The organism is Alcanivorax sp. DSM 26293 (assembly GCF_900107995.1).
In the GTDB taxonomy this organism is placed as follows: Bacteria; Pseudomonadota; Gammaproteobacteria; order Pseudomonadales; family Alcanivoracaceae; genus Alcanivorax.
In genome coordinates, this window is the sequence record NZ_FNUM01000003.1 from 355720 (window position 1) to 370744 (window position 15025).

The following is a 15025-nucleotide window of genomic DNA, read 5'->3' on the forward strand; positions in this document are numbered from 1 at the left end:
GGGCCAAATGTAGTGATTTTATTACTGCCGGTTGACTCCTAGAGTAATTACTCTAAAAATCAGACTCAAGGTTAATTTTTGATCGCCAGCCAGGGCTGGCGGCCTTGCCATCATACATAATGAAAAGCCTCGGGAGGCAAGTGACCATGGTCGCCGAAGTGAAAGATCTCCACAGCAACAATGCTGACGTCGAACGCATGCAGCAGATCTTTGCTGCCCAGAAAGCGGCCTACCGCCAGCACCCTTACCCCAGCGCGGAGCAGCGCATCGAGCTGATCAGCCGCATCAAGCCGCTGCTGCTGTATAACCTGGATGCCTGGATCGAGGCCCTCAACAACGATTTCACCACCCGCGCCGCCGACGAAACCAAGTTGGCGGAAATGCTGATCACCCTGGAAGGGCTCAAGTACACCACCAAGAAGCTGCGCAAGTGGATGAAGCCCCAGAAGCGTAGCGTCAGCGCACTGAGCTGGCCGGGCAAGACCTGGGTGGAATACCAGCCGCTGGGCGTGGTGGGCATCATGGTGCCCTGGAACTACCCGATCCAGCTGGCGGTGGTGCCGCTGATTACTGCCCTGGCCGCCGGCAACCGGGTGATGATCAAGATGAGCGAAGCCACGCCGCGCACCGGTGCGCTGCTGGAAAAACTGATCGCCGACACCTTCCCGGAAGAACAGGTGGCCGTGATCAATGGCGAAGTGGATGTGGCCCAGGCGTTTTCCAGCCTGCCGTTTGACCACCTGCTGTTCACCGGCTCCACCACCGTGGGCCGCCACATCATGCGCGCCGCCGCCGCCAACCTGACCCCGGTGACCCTGGAGCTGGGCGGCAAGAGCCCCTGCATTATCGGCCAGGACTTCCCCATGAAGGACGCTGCCGAGCGGATCGCCTTCGGCAAGTGCCTGAACTCCGGCCAGACCTGTGTGGCCCCGGATTACATCCTCTGCCCGGAAAACCGGGTGCAGGAATTTGTGGACGCCTGGAAAGCCCAGGTGGCCCAGTCCTACCCGACCATGCTCAACAATCCGGACTTCACCGCCATCGTCAACCCGCGCCAGTACGGCCGTCTGCAGGGCTACCTGAAGGATGCCCGTGAAAAGGGCGCGGATGTGATCGAGATCAACCCGGCCAATGAAGATTTCACCGGCAGCCAGAAGATCCCCCATACCCTGGTGCTGAACGTGACCGACGACATGCAGATCGCCCAGGACGAGATCTTTGGTCCGCTGATGATCGTGGTGCCCTACAAGAACCTGGATGACGCCATCGACTACGTGAACGAGCGTCCCCGTCCGCTGGCCCTGTATTACTTCGACTGGGATCAGGGCAACTGTGACCGGGTGCTGAAGAACACCCACTCCGGCGGTGTCTGCCTGAACGACACCATCTCCCATGTGGGCGTGGACGATATTCCGTTCGGCGGCGTGGGCGATTCCGGTATGGGCGCCTACCACGGTCCGGAAGGTTTCCTGACCTTCTCCCAGGCCAAGGGCATCTACAAGAAGGGCAAGTTCAACGCCACCAAGTTTATCCTGCCTCCTTACGGCCGTGGCATGCACAAGATCATCGACAAGTACTTTTTGAAATAACAACGACGGTTACAGGGTTACCGTTACCTTGCTGTAGGAGCGTCGCTGGCGGCGCGATAACCCGACGTGTGGAATCGCGCCGCCAGCGCCACCCCTACAGATAACGACAAACAACAATAAGAGTGTGCTATGGACCAGGGAATTGACCGCCGCAGCTTTCTCAAGCTGGGCGCCGCCGGTAGTGCCTTGCTGGCCACCGGCTCCAGCCTCACCTTGCTCACCGGCTGTTCCAGCAATGACGGCCCGGCGGCAGGGTATCGCCATTTTCGCCAACAGGATGTGGACCTGCTCACCCCGCTGGTCGGCGCCGTGCTGGGCAAGGCCCTCACGGATGTGGGCGCCAGTGCCGAAGACGGCATGAAGGCTTACGACGATCTGCTGGACGGGGCCATGCCCGGCACCCGGGCCACCCTGTTCCAGATTCTTGATCTGATGCAGCTGGGCGCCGCCCGCTGGTTTATCACCGGCACCTGGGCCAGCTTTGCCGAGCAGAGCGAGGACGAGCTGCAACAGACCCTGGCCCACTGGTCCGCCAGTGATCGGGGCCTGTCGCGCATGGCCTTCAAGGGCCTCACCCAGCCCATGTTCATGGCCTGGTATGTGAAACCCGAGGCCGCGCGCAGCACCGGCTACCCGGGCCCCCCACAAAAAATCGTCGCCTGAACAGCAACGCTTTTTCTGCACCAGCCCGAAAATAAAAGGACAACGCCATGCAGGATCTGTCTTCCCTGCCCATCAAGGGCATTAACGACCCGTGGAAAACCGGCATCAAGAACGGCTGGGATGTAATCGACGGGCGTACCGTTTCCGCTGACCGCACCCTGGAAGCGGATGTGGTAATCATCGGCACCGGTGCCGGCGGCGGCGTCAGCGCGGAAATTCTCACCCAGCGCGGCCTCAAGGTGATTCTCATCGAAGCCGGCAAGCTGATGAGTTCTGACGACTTCACCCTGAACGAAGGCGAGGCCTACCGGGACCTGTATCAGGAAGGCGCCATGCGCGCCACCAAGGATGCCGGCATGACCATTCTGCAGGGCCGCACTGTGGGCGGCACCACCGTGGTCAACTGGACCAGCTCCTTCCGCACCCCCAGTGAAACCCTGCAGTACTGGCAGGACACCTTCGGGGTGGAAAACCTGCTGCGCAATGATCTGGAACCCTGGTTCCGGAAGATGGAGGAACGGCTCAAGATCAGCCAGTGGATCATGCCCCCCAACGCCAACAACGACGTGCTGAAAAAGGGCTGCGACGCGTTGGGCTGGGAATGGGCGGTGATCCCGCGCAATGTGGAAGGCTGCTGGAACATCGGCTATTGCGGTATGGGTTGTCCCACCAACGCCAAGCAATCCATGCTGGTGACCACCCTGCCTGCCGCCATGAATAATGGCGCCACCCTGATCCACAGCGCCCAGGCCCACCGCCTGCTTATCGACGGCGACACCGTCACCGGGGTGGAAGTGCGTCCGCTCAACAACGACAAGGTGCCCACCGGCGCCACCGTTACCGTCAAGGCGAAAACCGTGATTGCGTCCGGCGGCGGTATCCAGACCCCGGCCTTGCTGATGCGTTCCGACGCACCGGACCCCCAGGGCCGGGTGGGCAAGCGCACCTTCCTGCACCCGACCACTTTCACTTTCGGCATTTATGACCAGGAAGTGGCACCGTACTACGGCGCACCGCAATCCCTCTATTCCGACGAGTTCGTGTTCAAGCACGGGGTGGACGGCCCGGCAGGGTACAAGCTGGAAATGATGCCCATGCACCCGGGCCTCACCGGTGCCCTGATGGGCGGTTACGGTGGCGATGCCCGCAACGAAATCGAGCGGCTGCCGAACCTGGCCTCCTCCATCGCCCTGTTGCGAGACGGTTTCCACGCCGACAACCCGGGCGGCAATGTGGAACTGCGCGATAATGGCGAGCCGGTCATCGACTATCCGGTTGACGCCTATCTGCTGGAAGGCGCCAAGCGCTCCCACCTGACCATGGCGGAAATGCACTTCGCGGCAGGGGCCAAAGAGATCCGGCCCAGCCATAGCCATGCGGGCTATTACAAAAGCTGGAAAGAGGCCAAAGAGGCCATCAACAAGCTGGCCTATGATCCGGTGATCACCGGCCTGGGCAGCGCCCATGTGATGGGCGGCTGTGCCATGGGCCAGGATGCGTCCCAGTGTGTGGTGAACAGCGATGGCAGCTACAAATACCTGAACGGCCTCTACATTATCGACGGGTCCGTGTTCCCCACCAGTCTGGGCGTCAATCCGCAGCTCACTATCTATGGCATGAGCGCCCGCAACGCCACCGCCCTGGCAGACAAACTGAAAGCCTGACCTGCCTGCACCGACCTTGCGCCGTTAGCCCCCAACGGGGCAGGGTCGTGCCCTTTGCCCTTCCAGCCGCTCCCGATTTCACCCCGATACCTCAGGTAGCAGGGGAAGCCGGACGCCAAATAGGGTATAAGTGCGGCATGAAAACCCCGCAACGATTACAACCCCTGGTAGATGACGGTCTCATCGACGAGGTCATCAGCCGTCTTATGAGTGGCAAGGAGGCGGATATCTTCGTGGTCCGCTGTGGCGACGAGATACGCTGCGCGAAAGTCTACAAGGAAGCCGCCAAACGGAACTTCAAGAAAGCGGCCCAGTACCGGGAAGGCCGCAAGGTCCGTAACAGCCGCCGCAGCCGGGCCATGGAGAAAGGCTCCAAGTTCGGCCGGGAACAGCAGGAAAAAATCTGGCAGAGCGCCGAGGTGGATGCCCTGCGCCGACTGGCCGAGGCCGGCGTGCGCGTGCCCAAGCCCTACGACATGCTCGAAGGGGTGCTGCTGATGGAGCTGGTCACCGACGATGACGGTGACGTGGCCCCGCGCCTCAGTGAAGTGGTGATGTCCGCCGAACAGGCAGAAGAAGATCATGCGCTGATGATGCAGTACGTGGTGCGCATGCTGTGCGCCGGCATCATCCACGGCGACCTGTCCGAGTTCAACGTGCTGGTGGACGACTACGGCCCGGTGATCATCGACCTGCCCCAGGCCGTGGACGCCGCCGCCAATAACAGCGCCGAAGCCATGCTCTACCGGGACGTGGACAACATGACCCGCTATTACGGCCAGTACGCGCCCTCACTACGCGGCAGTCGTTACGGCCAGGAAATCTGGGCGTTGTATGAAAGCGGCGAACTGACCCCGGACAGCGAACTCACCGGCCAGGTAGAGGACGACGACCATATTGCCGACGTGGACGACGTGCTGGCAGAGATCAAGGCGGCGTTCGAGGAAGAACAGGAACGTCGCGAACGGCTCAGCGGCGACGCGGAAGACAGTGGTTATTGAACGGCCCTGTCCACGATCCGCTTTCCACGCATTTTAAAATAGAAGACAGGGTAGGGTGCACTGAGCCTGAGGCGAACTGCACCAATTCGGCGTTTGGATGGTGCAGTTCGCCTTAGGCTCAGTGCACCCTACGCATCTTGCAGCGCCTGGCCCAGACACCGGCTAACATCCGGCGACAGCGTATCGATCATGGCGTCCGCCCAGAAAAACCCCTGCACCGATAACCCACACAATAACAGCACCAACAGGAAAAAGAGCAGCGGCTTGATACGCGCCCGGTGGCCGTACACATAGCGGGCAGGGCGGAATACTTTTTCGTCGGGCAAGGGCGACTGGCCCAGTCGCAACACACGAACACTGTGCCGCCCTTCAATGGCCAGCACCACCAATGCGAGCCCCAGCGGCAAACCGATAAAGAGGTTGTAGATCACCAGCTCCAGGCCATTAAGAGACCCATAGTGGTGACAGTGGGCCGTTTCCACATAGCGCTCGAACCAGGGGAAAAAGAAAAACTCGGTCAGCAGGAAAAGGGGCACAGCCCAGGCGGCATGAAACAATAACAGGCGGATTCGCTCGGCCTTGCTGTATTGCGGTGCCCAATCGGCCATAAGCTTCCCCCGAATCGACGTCCCTGTGGGAGCGGTGTCTCGCACAGGCGTTCCTTATTATTCAGGGGATATTCTGGCAGAAAGACTTAGCGGTCGTCGCGACGCAGCACAAAGAAAAACGGCTGCTTCATGCCTTTCAGATCCATGATGCCGAGCACGGTGTTGTCGTCCACCTTGCGGAACACATCATTGATGGGCAGGTTGTCGTAGGACATGGTGGCCGAGGTTTTTCCCCGGTAGTGGATCATGCGCAGGCGGGCGGCAGAGCGGCGCCCGGACAGCAGCGGCAGGGTAAACTGGAACAGTTTGCCCACCGATTCTGACTTCAAAAACGGCAACCGGTCCAGCAGTCCCAGGCCGGGCATTACCAGCATCGGCTTTACCGTGGTCAATTTACCGGATGCCTTGCGGAACACCAGCGGGTGCACGTGTTCGGCGCTGTCAAAACGCTTGCCATGCCAGTGGCAACGCTCCAGCACCCCATCCAGCGGATGACCGGTTGCGAAGCCTTCGCCTTTCCAGGCGCCAAGCATGAAGTCCGTATCAATGGGCTCCAGGGCATCATAAATGGCCAGCGCATCCTCACAGGAGACCTGCCCGGCCTGCTGAGCTTGCGCAAAACTTATTTCTTTCATGCTTTTCTTGTCTGCCTGAGACACACCCATGATCTACTCCTGAAGCCGCACGAAGAATGGACCCATACGCTAAGCACAGCCCGGTGAAATCACCAGTGTTTGTGCGCCATTGTCAGGCAAGGGTGTTCACCAAAAACACCATTCGTTGACCAAAACGGTCTTCTGGAAAAAACGAACGCTAAAAAGAGAAATATCACACGCTATTGTTTACTGCGCCCGGCGTAGCCGCCCCACGTAACAACGCATCATCTGTTGCAATGTCCTTGCTGCCGCAACGCGGCGGCACTCTCTTCCAGCCGTTTTTGCTCGCGACCAAGAAGGGCGCTGACCCGTTTCCATTCGCGGATCTTCTCGTCCACCGCCGCCTTCTTTTCCGCCATCAGCACAGCACCTTGTTCGCAATCGATGCTGTCACTGCGCAGGGCGTCCAGCACCTCTCGTATCTCGCGCAGGGAAAAACCCAGCGCTTTGAGCTGGCGCACCATGGCCACCCGTTCCACCGCCTTTTCCGGATAGTCCCGGTAATTGTTGCCACGGCGACCCACTTCCTGAAGCAATCCGGCCTTTTCGTAATAGCGCAGGGTATGGCGGTTCACCCCGGTGCGCTGTTCCAGTTCCGCAATCTGCATGGCGGCCTCGCAATCCGCTGTTGACCTTAGAGCATACTCTACCCTTTAGGGTGGTGGCATACCTCATCACGGAGACCTGCCATGACCATTCTCATCACCGGCGCCAGCGGCTTTATCGGCCGCCATGTCTGCGCTCAGTTAAGCCATCATCACGACATCCTGGCGGTATTGCGCCAGCCGGACAGCCAGCTCCCCGTCCTGCGCCAGCAAGTCCATGCCCTGGGCGGGCAGGGCGAGCGTCTGCAGGCGGTGCAGGGGGATCTGGATTTGCCCGGCCTGGGCTTGCCGGAGGATCTGCCTGCCCCACAGGCCATCATTCATCTGGGCGCCCGCTTTGCCTGGCAACTGGATCGGGAGACCGCCCAGCGCACCAATGTGGCCGGCAGCCTGGCGGTGGCGGAGCTGGCCCGCCGCCATGGCAGCCGTCTGGTGTTTATCAGTGGCTTCATGCTGGAAAACCATGAGCATCTTCAGCGGCTGGGCATCACCGGCGACGATCCGGACCAGGTGGATTGGCAGCAGGTCTATCGCCGGGCGGGCGGCTATGAAGCCAGCAAACTGGAAGCGGCAATCCGGGTGCGGGCCCTGGCCGCCACCAGTGACCTGGAACTGGTGGAAGTGCAGCCCGCGACTGTCGCCGGTCAAAGCCATACCGGCGCTCTGGATAGTGCCCAGCCGCTGTATTCGCTGATCGATAACCTGGCGCGGGGGCGGATGGCCATGGTCCCCGGCAGCCCGGATCACTGGCTGCCACTGGTGGCGGTGGACCATCTGGCGGCGCTGATTGCGGAGGCGACCCGGGCCCAGAACGTGCCGCAACGGCTACTGGCCCTGGAACCCACCACGCCCAACTTGCAGGGGCTGCTGGCCATCGCCGCCGACACCCTGGGGCGGCGCCCTCCGCAGCGGCATTTGCCGATTCCGGTTCTGGCGGCTCTGCTTCACCTGCCGGGGATGCCACGGCTGATGAACACCTGGCCGGAGGCCCTGCACTTCATCCAGACCACCCGTTTCGACACCACCGCCACCGATGCCTTTCTGGCGCAGCAGGGGCTAACTCGCCCCGCCATGGCGGCGGTGATTGCCCGCAGTGCCCACTGGTACCAGCAACAAGGGCATGATCAGGCGGATCCGTCACCGGCCTGACCCTGCATCTTTGCGGGCGCTTGGGGTATGCTTGCGGGCATTGTGGGTGCCCGGCACGGCCGGGCACGGTATTCAGCGATAAAGCGAGCCAAGCATGACCAACCGCGTAATCTACCCAGGCACCTTCGATCCGATCACCAACGGCCATCTGGACCTGGTCGAACGGGCCGCCAAGATGTTTGATGAAGTGGTCGTCGGCATTGCCGCCAGTGAAAAGAAAGGGCCCCTGTTCACCCTGGAAGAACGTGTGGAGCTGACCACTCAGGTACTGGCCCATCTGCCCAATGTCCGGGTCACCGGTTTTTCCAAGTTGCTGGCCCACTTCTGCAAGGAAGAGGATGGCAACATCCTGCTGCGCGGCCTGCGCGCGGTCAGTGACTTCGAATACGAATTCCAGCTGGCCAACATGAACCGGCAACTGGCACCGGAGCTGGAAACCGTGTTTCTGACCCCGGCGGAGCACCTGTCCTTTATCTCCAGTTCGCTGATCCGCGAAATCGCCCTGCTGGACGGGGATGTGAGCAATTTCGTACCGCCGCTGGTGGCGAAAGCGCTGGAGCAGAAACGTCAGGAAAGAAAGAAACGATAGCGCCACCCGACAGCGCGAGTCAGCCCCTGCATACAGTCAGGCCAACCCCGCGAACCGGAACCAGTCGCGGGTAGCGGCTTTTCAGAAGCGGTAGCCTTGGATCGCGTTGTCAGAATAGCCACTCAATAATAATAACGCTGACAACGCTGTAGGAGCGCCGCTTGAGGCGCGAAGCGATCCGGGAAGGCTTTCGCAAGCAGATTCGCGCCTCAAGCGGCGCTCCTACAGACAATATCCCCATCCACGGAGGAACCATGCGCATTCTGCTTCCCTTGCTGCTGCTGATCACCGTCACCGCCCAGGCCGCCGGGCCGGGCAAGAACGCGGTAGCGAGTGCTCACCCACTGGCCACCGACGCCGGCATGGAGATCCTCGCGAAAGGCGGCAATGCCTACGATGCCGCCATCGCCGTGGCGGCAGCCCTGGCGGTGGTGGAACCCTACTCGGCCGGCATGGGCGGTGGCGGCTTCTGGCTGCTGCACCGGGAAAGTGACGGTCTGCAGACCTTCGTGGACGCCCGGGAAACCGCCCCGGATGCGGCCATCCCCACCATGTACCAGGACCGCGACGGCAAGGTGGTCCGTGACTGGGCCCTGAACGGCCCCAGCGCCGCCGGCATTCCCGGCCAGGCCGCCGCCTTTGTGCATCTGGCGGACAACTACGGCAAGCTGCCCCTGAAGACCTCACTGGCACCGGCCATCCGGCTGGCCAGGGAGGGCTTCGAGGTGGAAGACCACTACCGCAAACTGGCCGGTTACCGGGAAGAGGTGCTCAACCGCTTTCCCGAAGCCGCCGCCCTCTTCCTGCACAACGGCAAAGTGCCCCCCGCTGGCCATGTGATCAAACAACCGGATCTGGCCCGGGTACTGACCCTGCTGGCCGAGAAGGGCAAGGCCGGTTTCTACCAGGGCGAGGTCGCCCGCAAACTGGTGGAAGGGGTGGAGCAGGCCGGGGGGATCTGGACCCTGGAAGACCTGGCCAACTACGACGTGATTGAGCGCTCACCTACCGTGAGCACCTTTAAAAATGCCCGTATCGTTTCTGCCCCGCCGCCCTCCGCCGGCGGCATTGTGATGGGCCAGGCCCTCAATATTCTCAGCCAGTTCGAGGGCGAACCGGACACCCACCTGATCGTGGAAGCCATGCGCCGGGCCTACCAGGATCGGGCCCGCTATCTGGGCGACCCTGACTTTGTGGATATCCCTGTGGATAAGCTGTTGAGCAGCGAATACGCCCGGCAACGGGCCCGCAGCATCAACCCGGACGAAGCCACCCCCAGCCATACCCTGGGCGAGCCGCTGACCGTGGAGGAGGGCTTCCATACCACCCACCTGTCGGTGCTGGACAAGGCCGGCAACCGGGTCGCCGCCACCCTGAGCATCAATCTGCCCTTTGGCAGCGGCTTCGTGCCACCGGGCACCGGCGTCCTGCTCAACAACGAAATGGACGACTTCTCCGCCAAGCCGGGCAGCCCCAACGCCTATGGCCTGGTGGGTAGCGAGGCCAATGCCATCGCTCCCGGCAAACGGCCCCTGTCATCCATGACCCCCACCTTCGTGGAATTCGACGACCGCGTGGCCATCCTCGGCACCCCCGGTGGCAGTCGCATCATCACCATGGTCATGCTGGGCGTGCTGGAAGCGGCCAACGACCAGCCCGTGGATGCCTGGGTCAACCGGGTCCGTTTCCACCACCAGTACCTGCCCGATGAAGTGCAGGCGGAGCCGGCCTTTGTCGGCAGCGAGGCCGCCAAGGAACTGATGCTGCGCGGCCACCATGTGGTCTCCACCGGCCGCGATTACGGCAACATGCAGGCGATCCTGTGGCGCAAGGGCAGCAATGAGGTCACCGCCGCCAGCGATCCCCGCGGGATTGGCAGCGCCGCCGTCAGCGGGCAGGCACCGCTGAAGAAAACCGGCACGGATTAAGTCACAAAGGAACCTGACCCCATGAAAGGACTTCTGCTGTTGAGCTTCGCCGCACTGCTGGCCGCCTGTAGTGAGAAGGCGGTCTACAACAACCTCCAGCACAACAACCGCCTCCAGTGCGACAAGGTGCCGTTGTCGGAATACGATGCCTGCATGGAGCGGGCCAGCAAGCCCTATGACGACTATGAACGGGAACGCCGGGAATTGAACGACTAGCCGCCACGCTGGCCTGGCAGCCGGTTTCCGGTTAGCGTAGCTCCCCCCGTGACTGCGACCGGAGCCGCCATGTCTGCCCTGTTTGCTACCGACCTTCCCCTGATCCAGGCCCCCATGGCCGGCGTGCAGGACTGGCGCCTGGCTGCGGCAGTGTGCGAGGCCGGCGGGCTGGGATCCGTGCCGGCGGGGATGCTCAGTGCCCAGGGGCTGGAAGAACAACTGACGCAACTGTCTGCCGTCACCAACCAACCCTGGAATGTGAATTTTTTCTGCCACACGGCTCCCGCGCCGGACCCGGCAGGGGAGCAGCGCTGGGTGGACGCCCTGCAGCCTTTCTATGAGGAATTCGCAGCGGATACCTCGGCCATTGCCAGCGGCCCCTCCCGGCAACCCTTCGACGAAGACAGCGCGGCGGTGCTGGAACGGTTTCGCCCGGCGGTGGTGAGCTTCCATTACGGCTTGCCGGCCCCGGCCTTGCTGGCGCGGGTAAAAGCCACAGGGGCCCGGGTGCTGTCCAGCGCCACCACGGTAGAAGAAGCCATCTGGCTGGCAGAGCACGGTGCCGACGGGGTGATTGCCCAAGGGCTGGAGGCCGGCGGCCATCGGGGCCATTTCCTCAGTGACGACCTCAGCCTGCAGCAGGGCACCTTCAGCTTGCTGCCACAGATTTGCGACGCCATTTCCCTGCCGGTGATCGCCGCCGGCGGCATTGCCACCCCGGCAGGGGTCCGGGCCGCCCGCGCGCTGGGCGCCAGCGCCGTTCAGGTGGGCACGGCCTATCTGCTGTGCCCGGAAGCCACCACCAAGGCCGTGCACCGGCAGTGGCTGCAGAGTGAACGCGCCCGGCATACGGCCCTGACCACAGTGTTTTCCGGGCGTCCCGCCCGGGGCATGGTGAACCGGCTGATGGATGCCCTGGGCCCCATGCCGGACGTGACCCCGGCCTTCCCCCTGGCGGGCAACGCCATCGGACCGTTGCGGGCAGCGGCGGAAGCCAAGGGCAGCGGTGATTGCTCCCCCTTGTGGGCAGGGCAGTTCGCCAGTGCGTGCCGGGACATATCGGCGGCAGAAGTGACCCGGTGGCTGGCCGAGGGCTGGGGTTAGTTTTTTGTAGGAGCTATGCAGGGCCACTTCCCCCCTATGGCCCGATTTAACCTTGCAGGTTGCGGGGCAGCGGTCAGAATCGACATCCTGTTTACCGGCCATGCCGGTGTGAGACTTGCCCGGCCCGCTGCCGGGCCCCAGCGGAGTGCTTTACATGCAGCGTATCGAGATTACCAAGACCTTCCCGTTTTCCGTGGACAAGCTGTTCGACTTTCTCAGTGACCACGAAAACCTGGAAGTGATTTTCGCCCCGGCCAAGATCAAGCGAGTGAAGCCCGGCATCGACAGCCCCAACGGCGTGGGCTCCACCCGCCGCATGCGCATCCTGATCGCGCCGCCGTTCGAAGAAACCGTCACCAAGGTGGTCCCCAACGAACTGATCGAATACAAGATCAGCAAGGGTAGCCCCCTGAAGAACCACAAGGGCACCATGCGCTTTTCCGAAAACGGCAACGGCGGCAGTCAGCTGCACTATGTGATCGAGTTTGAAGGCAAGCTGCCGCTGCTCGGTCCGGTAGTAAAAGCCGGCCTGGGTCAGGCCATCAGCCGTGGGCTGAACAAGCTGAAGCTGTAGTTCCGCCTGTCCGGGCTGGCGGGGCGCTCCTGGCTTGAGCGACCCGGCGAGCCCGGCGCCTGTCCCGGCGACAACGGCTCGGCAACGCGCATCAGTCGCCGCTGGACAGCAGGGATTCCAGCTCTGCCCGGCCGCGCTGGTTGGCTTCCACCAGCTTGTCGCCATCGTGCTGGTGTTCCACCTGCTCGCGCAGCAGTGTCTCGTCCAGTTCCCGGAAGCTGCGCACCAGATCGATGGCGGTGGATTCCGGCACACCCAGTTGCATCAGCGTCACCCGGGTACTGAGCAGGGCGGACTCGAACGTCTCCCGGATTACCTGATCGACCCCCAGGGCATGAAGCTTGTAGGCGTGGAAGCGGTCCCGGGCACGGGCCACGATGGTCACATCAGGGAAGTGGTGACGCACCAGTTCCGCGGCCTTGAGCGAGTCGTCCACATCGTCCACCGCCAGCACCAGCACCCGGGCGTATTCCAGTCCCGCATTGCGTAACAGGTCCAGGCGGGTCACATCACCGAAGTACACCTCGTTGCCATAGCGGCGCAGCATGTCGATCTCGTCCGGATCGGAATCCAGGGCGGTGAACGGGATCTTGCGTGCCACCAGGATCCGCGCGGTGATCTGCCCGAAACGCCCCAGGCCAGCGATCACCACCCGCGGGTGATGGTCGGGCATGTCTTCCGCTTCCAGGTCCGGGCGCGAGGTGCTCTTGCTGCGCTCAGGCCACAGCAGGGTGACCAGTTTCAGCAGCATCGGGGTGGCGGCCATGGACAGGGCCACCACCAGGTTGAGCTGGCCCACCAGGGTGCTGTCCAGCAGGTTCAGGGCCTGGGCCTGGGTGAACAGCACAAAGGCGAATTCACCGCCCTGGCAGAGCAGGATGCCGAACAGGGCGGTGTTGCGCCATTCCACCCCGCGTACCCGGCTGATCACCGCCAGCACCAGGGCTTTCAGGCCCAACAGCACCAGCAGATAGAGGGCAATGTCCCCCGGGTTGTCGACCAGCAAGCGCAGATCCATGGTCATGCCGATGGCCAGGAAGAACAGCCCCAGCAACAGACTCTTGAAGGGCTGGATATCAGTTTCCAGTTGCTCCCGGTAGGGCGAGTTGGCCAGCAGAACCCCGGCCACGAAAGCCCCCAGGCCCATGGACAGGCCCAGGTGCTCCATCAGGGCGGCGGCGCCCAGCACCAGCATCAGGGCACTGGCGATCATCAACTCCCGGTTGCGCAGTTTCGCCAGCCAGCCCAGCCAGGGATTGAGGGCATACTTGCCCGCCAGCACCATGGCCACCAATGCCACCAGACCGGCCAGCAACTGCGGGCTGTCCTCACCGGCCTGGGTGCCGGCCAGCAGGGGCAACAGCAGCAGGATGGGGATGACCGCCAGATCCTGGAACAGCAGAATGGAGAACGCGGAGCGGCCCTGGGGCGTACCCAGCTGATTGTTTTCCACCAGCATCTGTACCACAAAGGCGGTGGAGGACAGTGCCAGGGTGAAGCCGATGGCCAGACTCACGTTGGTCTCGAAGCCCAGCAGCAGAAAGGCCCCCGCCAGCAGCGCGGCACTGAGCAGCACCTGGCTGGCCCCCAGTCCCACCAGCCGGCGCCGCTGCGCCCACAGTTGTTGCGGTGCCAGTTCCAGCCCCACCAGAAACAGCATCAGCACCACACCGAGCTCGGCGAAGTGCAGCACGTCGGTGCCGCCGCTGACCAGCGCCAACCCCAGTGGCCCCACGGCGATCCCCGCCGCCAGATAGCCCAGAATGCTGCCCAGTCCCAGTCGCTGGAACAGGGGCAATAACAACAGGGTCGCCGCCAGCAGCACCAGCGCCTGAGAGAAAAAGCCTTCCACGGTGATCTCCTTTTTCTGATCCGCTCATGCTAGCGGATTTACCCATGAGCCGTTGTTAAAAAGCGCTATCGGTTGCCGTGCACCAAAATTGCCCAACCATCGCCAAAGCCTTACCATGCGCGCTCTTTATTCGCCCCGGAATAGTGCGCGAGATGAGTGAACAGAATGACCGGCTGCGCCAGCAACTGGTCGGCGGCCTGTTGCGGCAACTGCATCTGGATGTGATGAGCCAGCGGTTTAATCCCCGCCTGGTGCTGGCGCTGTTCAATCTGGTCAACGGCGGGTTGAGCATTGCCCTGATCGCCATCGTTGCACTGATTACCCAGCAGTCCTTTATCTTTCCCTCCCTGGGGGCCACCGCCTTTCTGCTGTTCCACCTGCCCCTGGCGGAAGCCGCCTCGCCACGCAATGTGCTCAGCGGTCACGTGATCGGCGTGCTCTGTGGCTGGGCTGCCCTGTGGATATGCGGGCTGGACGATGCCCCCGCCGCGTTTCTGACCGGGGTGGAATGGCCTCGTGTGGTGGCGGCCAGTCTCTCACTGGGCTTCACCAGTGCCCTGATGATCCTGTTGCGGGTCGCCCATCCCCCCGCCGGAGCCACGGCGCTGATTGTCTCCCTGGGCCTGATGCATGAGCTGCAGCAGCTACCGGTGCTGATCAGCGCCGTGGCTCTGCTGGTCGCCCAGGCCTTTATCATCAACCGGGTTGCCGGGATTCCCTATCCGCTATGGCGCAGTGAAAAGCAGAACCATTGACTCATTTTCGTAATGAGAATTGCTTTTATTACTGATAGACTGCGGCGCTTACTCTGATCGTCACAGGTGCCC

The 15025-nt window shown here is 62.5% G+C and carries 15 protein-coding genes; 11 read left to right on the forward strand and 4 right to left on the reverse strand.

All coding sequences use genetic code 11. The features are described from left to right. Positions 1-146 precede the first annotated feature (146 nt). The 4 genes from C4S63_RS08090 to C4S63_RS08105 all read left to right on the forward strand — a co-directional run bounded on the left by C4S63_RS08090 (position 147) and on the right by C4S63_RS08105 (position 4917). Positions 147-1589, forward strand: a complete 1443-nt coding sequence (locus C4S63_RS08090; protein WP_103917259.1) for a coniferyl aldehyde dehydrogenase — start codon at positions 147-149, stop codon at positions 1587-1589. Between the two features lie 129 nt (positions 1590-1718). Continuing rightward, positions 1719-2252, forward strand: a complete 534-nt coding sequence (locus C4S63_RS08095; RefSeq protein ID WP_103917260.1) for a twin-arginine translocation signal domain-containing protein — start codon at positions 1719-1721, stop codon at positions 2250-2252. Between the two features lie 47 nt (positions 2253-2299). Next, entirely contained in the window at positions 2300-3916 is a 1617-nt protein-coding gene (locus tag C4S63_RS08100) for a GMC family oxidoreductase (protein WP_103917261.1), read from the forward strand. A gap of 137 nt (positions 3917-4053) precedes the next feature. After that, the gene (locus C4S63_RS08105) at positions 4054-4917 is read left to right on the forward strand and encodes a PA4780 family RIO1-like protein kinase (RefSeq protein ID WP_103917262.1); all 864 of its coding nucleotides are present in this window, start codon (positions 4054-4056) and stop codon (positions 4915-4917) included. Positions 4918-5045: 128 nt separating this feature from the next. On the opposite strand, the gene C4S63_RS08110 is transcribed toward C4S63_RS08105, so the two are convergent. From C4S63_RS08110 to C4S63_RS08120, 3 genes are all read right to left on the reverse strand, one after another. Further along, positions 5046-5525, reverse strand: coding sequence for a hypothetical protein (locus tag C4S63_RS08110; RefSeq protein WP_103917263.1), 480 nt, complete (start codon positions 5523-5525; stop codon positions 5046-5048). Between the two features lie 86 nt (positions 5526-5611). Further along, positions 5612-6190: a DUF4334 domain-containing protein gene (locus C4S63_RS08115; protein ID WP_103917264.1), complete on the reverse strand. Its 579-nt coding sequence runs from the start codon at positions 6188-6190 to the stop codon at positions 5612-5614. Between the two features lie 215 nt (positions 6191-6405). Continuing rightward, positions 6406-6789 carry a MerR family transcriptional regulator gene (locus C4S63_RS08120; RefSeq protein WP_063508708.1) on the reverse strand — a complete coding sequence of 128 codons (384 nt, stop codon included), beginning with the start codon at positions 6787-6789 and terminating at the stop codon, positions 6406-6408. A gap of 81 nt (positions 6790-6870) precedes the next feature. Here C4S63_RS08120 and C4S63_RS08125 point away from each other — a divergent pair, with 81 nt between their 5' ends. From C4S63_RS08125 to C4S63_RS08150, 6 genes are all read left to right on the forward strand, one after another. Beyond that, a complete protein-coding gene (locus tag C4S63_RS08125) occupies positions 6871-7935 on the forward strand; it encodes an SDR family oxidoreductase (RefSeq protein WP_103917265.1) in 1065 nt (354 codons plus the stop codon). 94 nt (positions 7936-8029) lie between these two features. After that, positions 8030-8524, forward strand: a complete 495-nt coding sequence (gene coaD / locus C4S63_RS08130) for a pantetheine-phosphate adenylyltransferase (RefSeq protein WP_062815123.1) — start codon at positions 8030-8032, stop codon at positions 8522-8524. A gap of 254 nt (positions 8525-8778) precedes the next feature. Continuing rightward, entirely contained in the window at positions 8779-10452 is a 1674-nt protein-coding gene (gene ggt / locus C4S63_RS08135) for a gamma-glutamyltransferase (RefSeq protein WP_103917266.1), read from the forward strand. A gap of 21 nt (positions 10453-10473) precedes the next feature. Continuing rightward, entirely contained in the window at positions 10474-10668 is a 195-nt protein-coding gene (locus C4S63_RS08140; RefSeq protein WP_103917267.1) for a hypothetical protein, read from the forward strand. Positions 10669-10737: 69 nt separating this feature from the next. Next, positions 10738-11772, forward strand: a complete 1035-nt coding sequence (locus tag C4S63_RS08145; RefSeq protein ID WP_103917268.1) for a nitronate monooxygenase family protein — start codon at positions 10738-10740, stop codon at positions 11770-11772. A 154-nt stretch (positions 11773-11926) separates the two neighbouring features. Further along, positions 11927-12346, forward strand: a complete 420-nt coding sequence (locus tag C4S63_RS08150) for an SRPBCC family protein (protein WP_052042504.1) — start codon at positions 11927-11929, stop codon at positions 12344-12346. A gap of 91 nt (positions 12347-12437) precedes the next feature. Here C4S63_RS08150 and C4S63_RS08155 read toward each other — a convergent pair whose 3' ends face one another. Next, complete coding sequence (locus C4S63_RS08155; protein WP_103917269.1) at positions 12438-14198, reverse strand: monovalent cation:proton antiporter-2 (CPA2) family protein; 1761 nt, start codon at positions 14196-14198, stop codon at positions 12438-12440. A gap of 152 nt (positions 14199-14350) precedes the next feature. Here C4S63_RS08155 and C4S63_RS08160 point away from each other — a divergent pair, with 152 nt between their 5' ends. Next, complete coding sequence (locus C4S63_RS08160) at positions 14351-14953, forward strand: HPP family protein (protein WP_103917270.1); 603 nt, start codon at positions 14351-14353, stop codon at positions 14951-14953. The last annotated feature ends 72 nt before the right edge of the window (positions 14954-15025 follow it).

Bases quoted from the DNA above. Each gene is read 5' to 3' on its own strand.
- C4S63_RS08090 (WP_103917259.1), top strand. From the start codon at position 147: ATGGTCGCCGAAGTGAAAGATCTCCACAGCAACAATGCTGACGTCGAA.
- C4S63_RS08150 (WP_052042504.1), top strand. From the start codon at position 11,927: ATGCAGCGTATCGAGATTACCAAGACCTTCCCGTTTTCCGTGGACAAG.
- C4S63_RS08125 (WP_103917265.1), top strand. From the start codon at position 6,871: ATGACCATTCTCATCACCGGCGCCAGCGGCTTTATCGGCCGCCATGTC.
- C4S63_RS08105 (WP_103917262.1), top strand. From the start codon at position 4,054: ATGAAAACCCCGCAACGATTACAACCCCTGGTAGATGACGGTCTCATC.
- ggt (WP_103917266.1), top strand. From the start codon at position 8,779: ATGCGCATTCTGCTTCCCTTGCTGCTGCTGATCACCGTCACCGCCCAG.
- coaD (WP_062815123.1), top strand. From the start codon at position 8,030: ATGACCAACCGCGTAATCTACCCAGGCACCTTCGATCCGATCACCAAC.
- C4S63_RS08145 (WP_103917268.1), top strand. From the start codon at position 10,738: ATGTCTGCCCTGTTTGCTACCGACCTTCCCCTGATCCAGGCCCCCATG.
- C4S63_RS08110 (WP_103917263.1), bottom strand. From the start codon at position 5,525: ATGGCCGATTGGGCACCGCAATACAGCAAGGCCGAGCGAATCCGCCTG.
- C4S63_RS08115 (WP_103917264.1), bottom strand. From the start codon at position 6,190: ATGGGTGTGTCTCAGGCAGACAAGAAAAGCATGAAAGAAATAAGTTTT.
- C4S63_RS08140 (WP_103917267.1), top strand. From the start codon at position 10,474: ATGAAAGGACTTCTGCTGTTGAGCTTCGCCGCACTGCTGGCCGCCTGT.
- C4S63_RS08120 (WP_063508708.1), bottom strand. From the start codon at position 6,789: ATGCAGATTGCGGAACTGGAACAGCGCACCGGGGTGAACCGCCATACC.
- C4S63_RS08160 (WP_103917270.1), top strand. From the start codon at position 14,351: ATGAGTGAACAGAATGACCGGCTGCGCCAGCAACTGGTCGGCGGCCTG.
- C4S63_RS08095 (WP_103917260.1), top strand. From the start codon at position 1,719: ATGGACCAGGGAATTGACCGCCGCAGCTTTCTCAAGCTGGGCGCCGCC.
- C4S63_RS08100 (WP_103917261.1), top strand. From the start codon at position 2,300: ATGCAGGATCTGTCTTCCCTGCCCATCAAGGGCATTAACGACCCGTGG.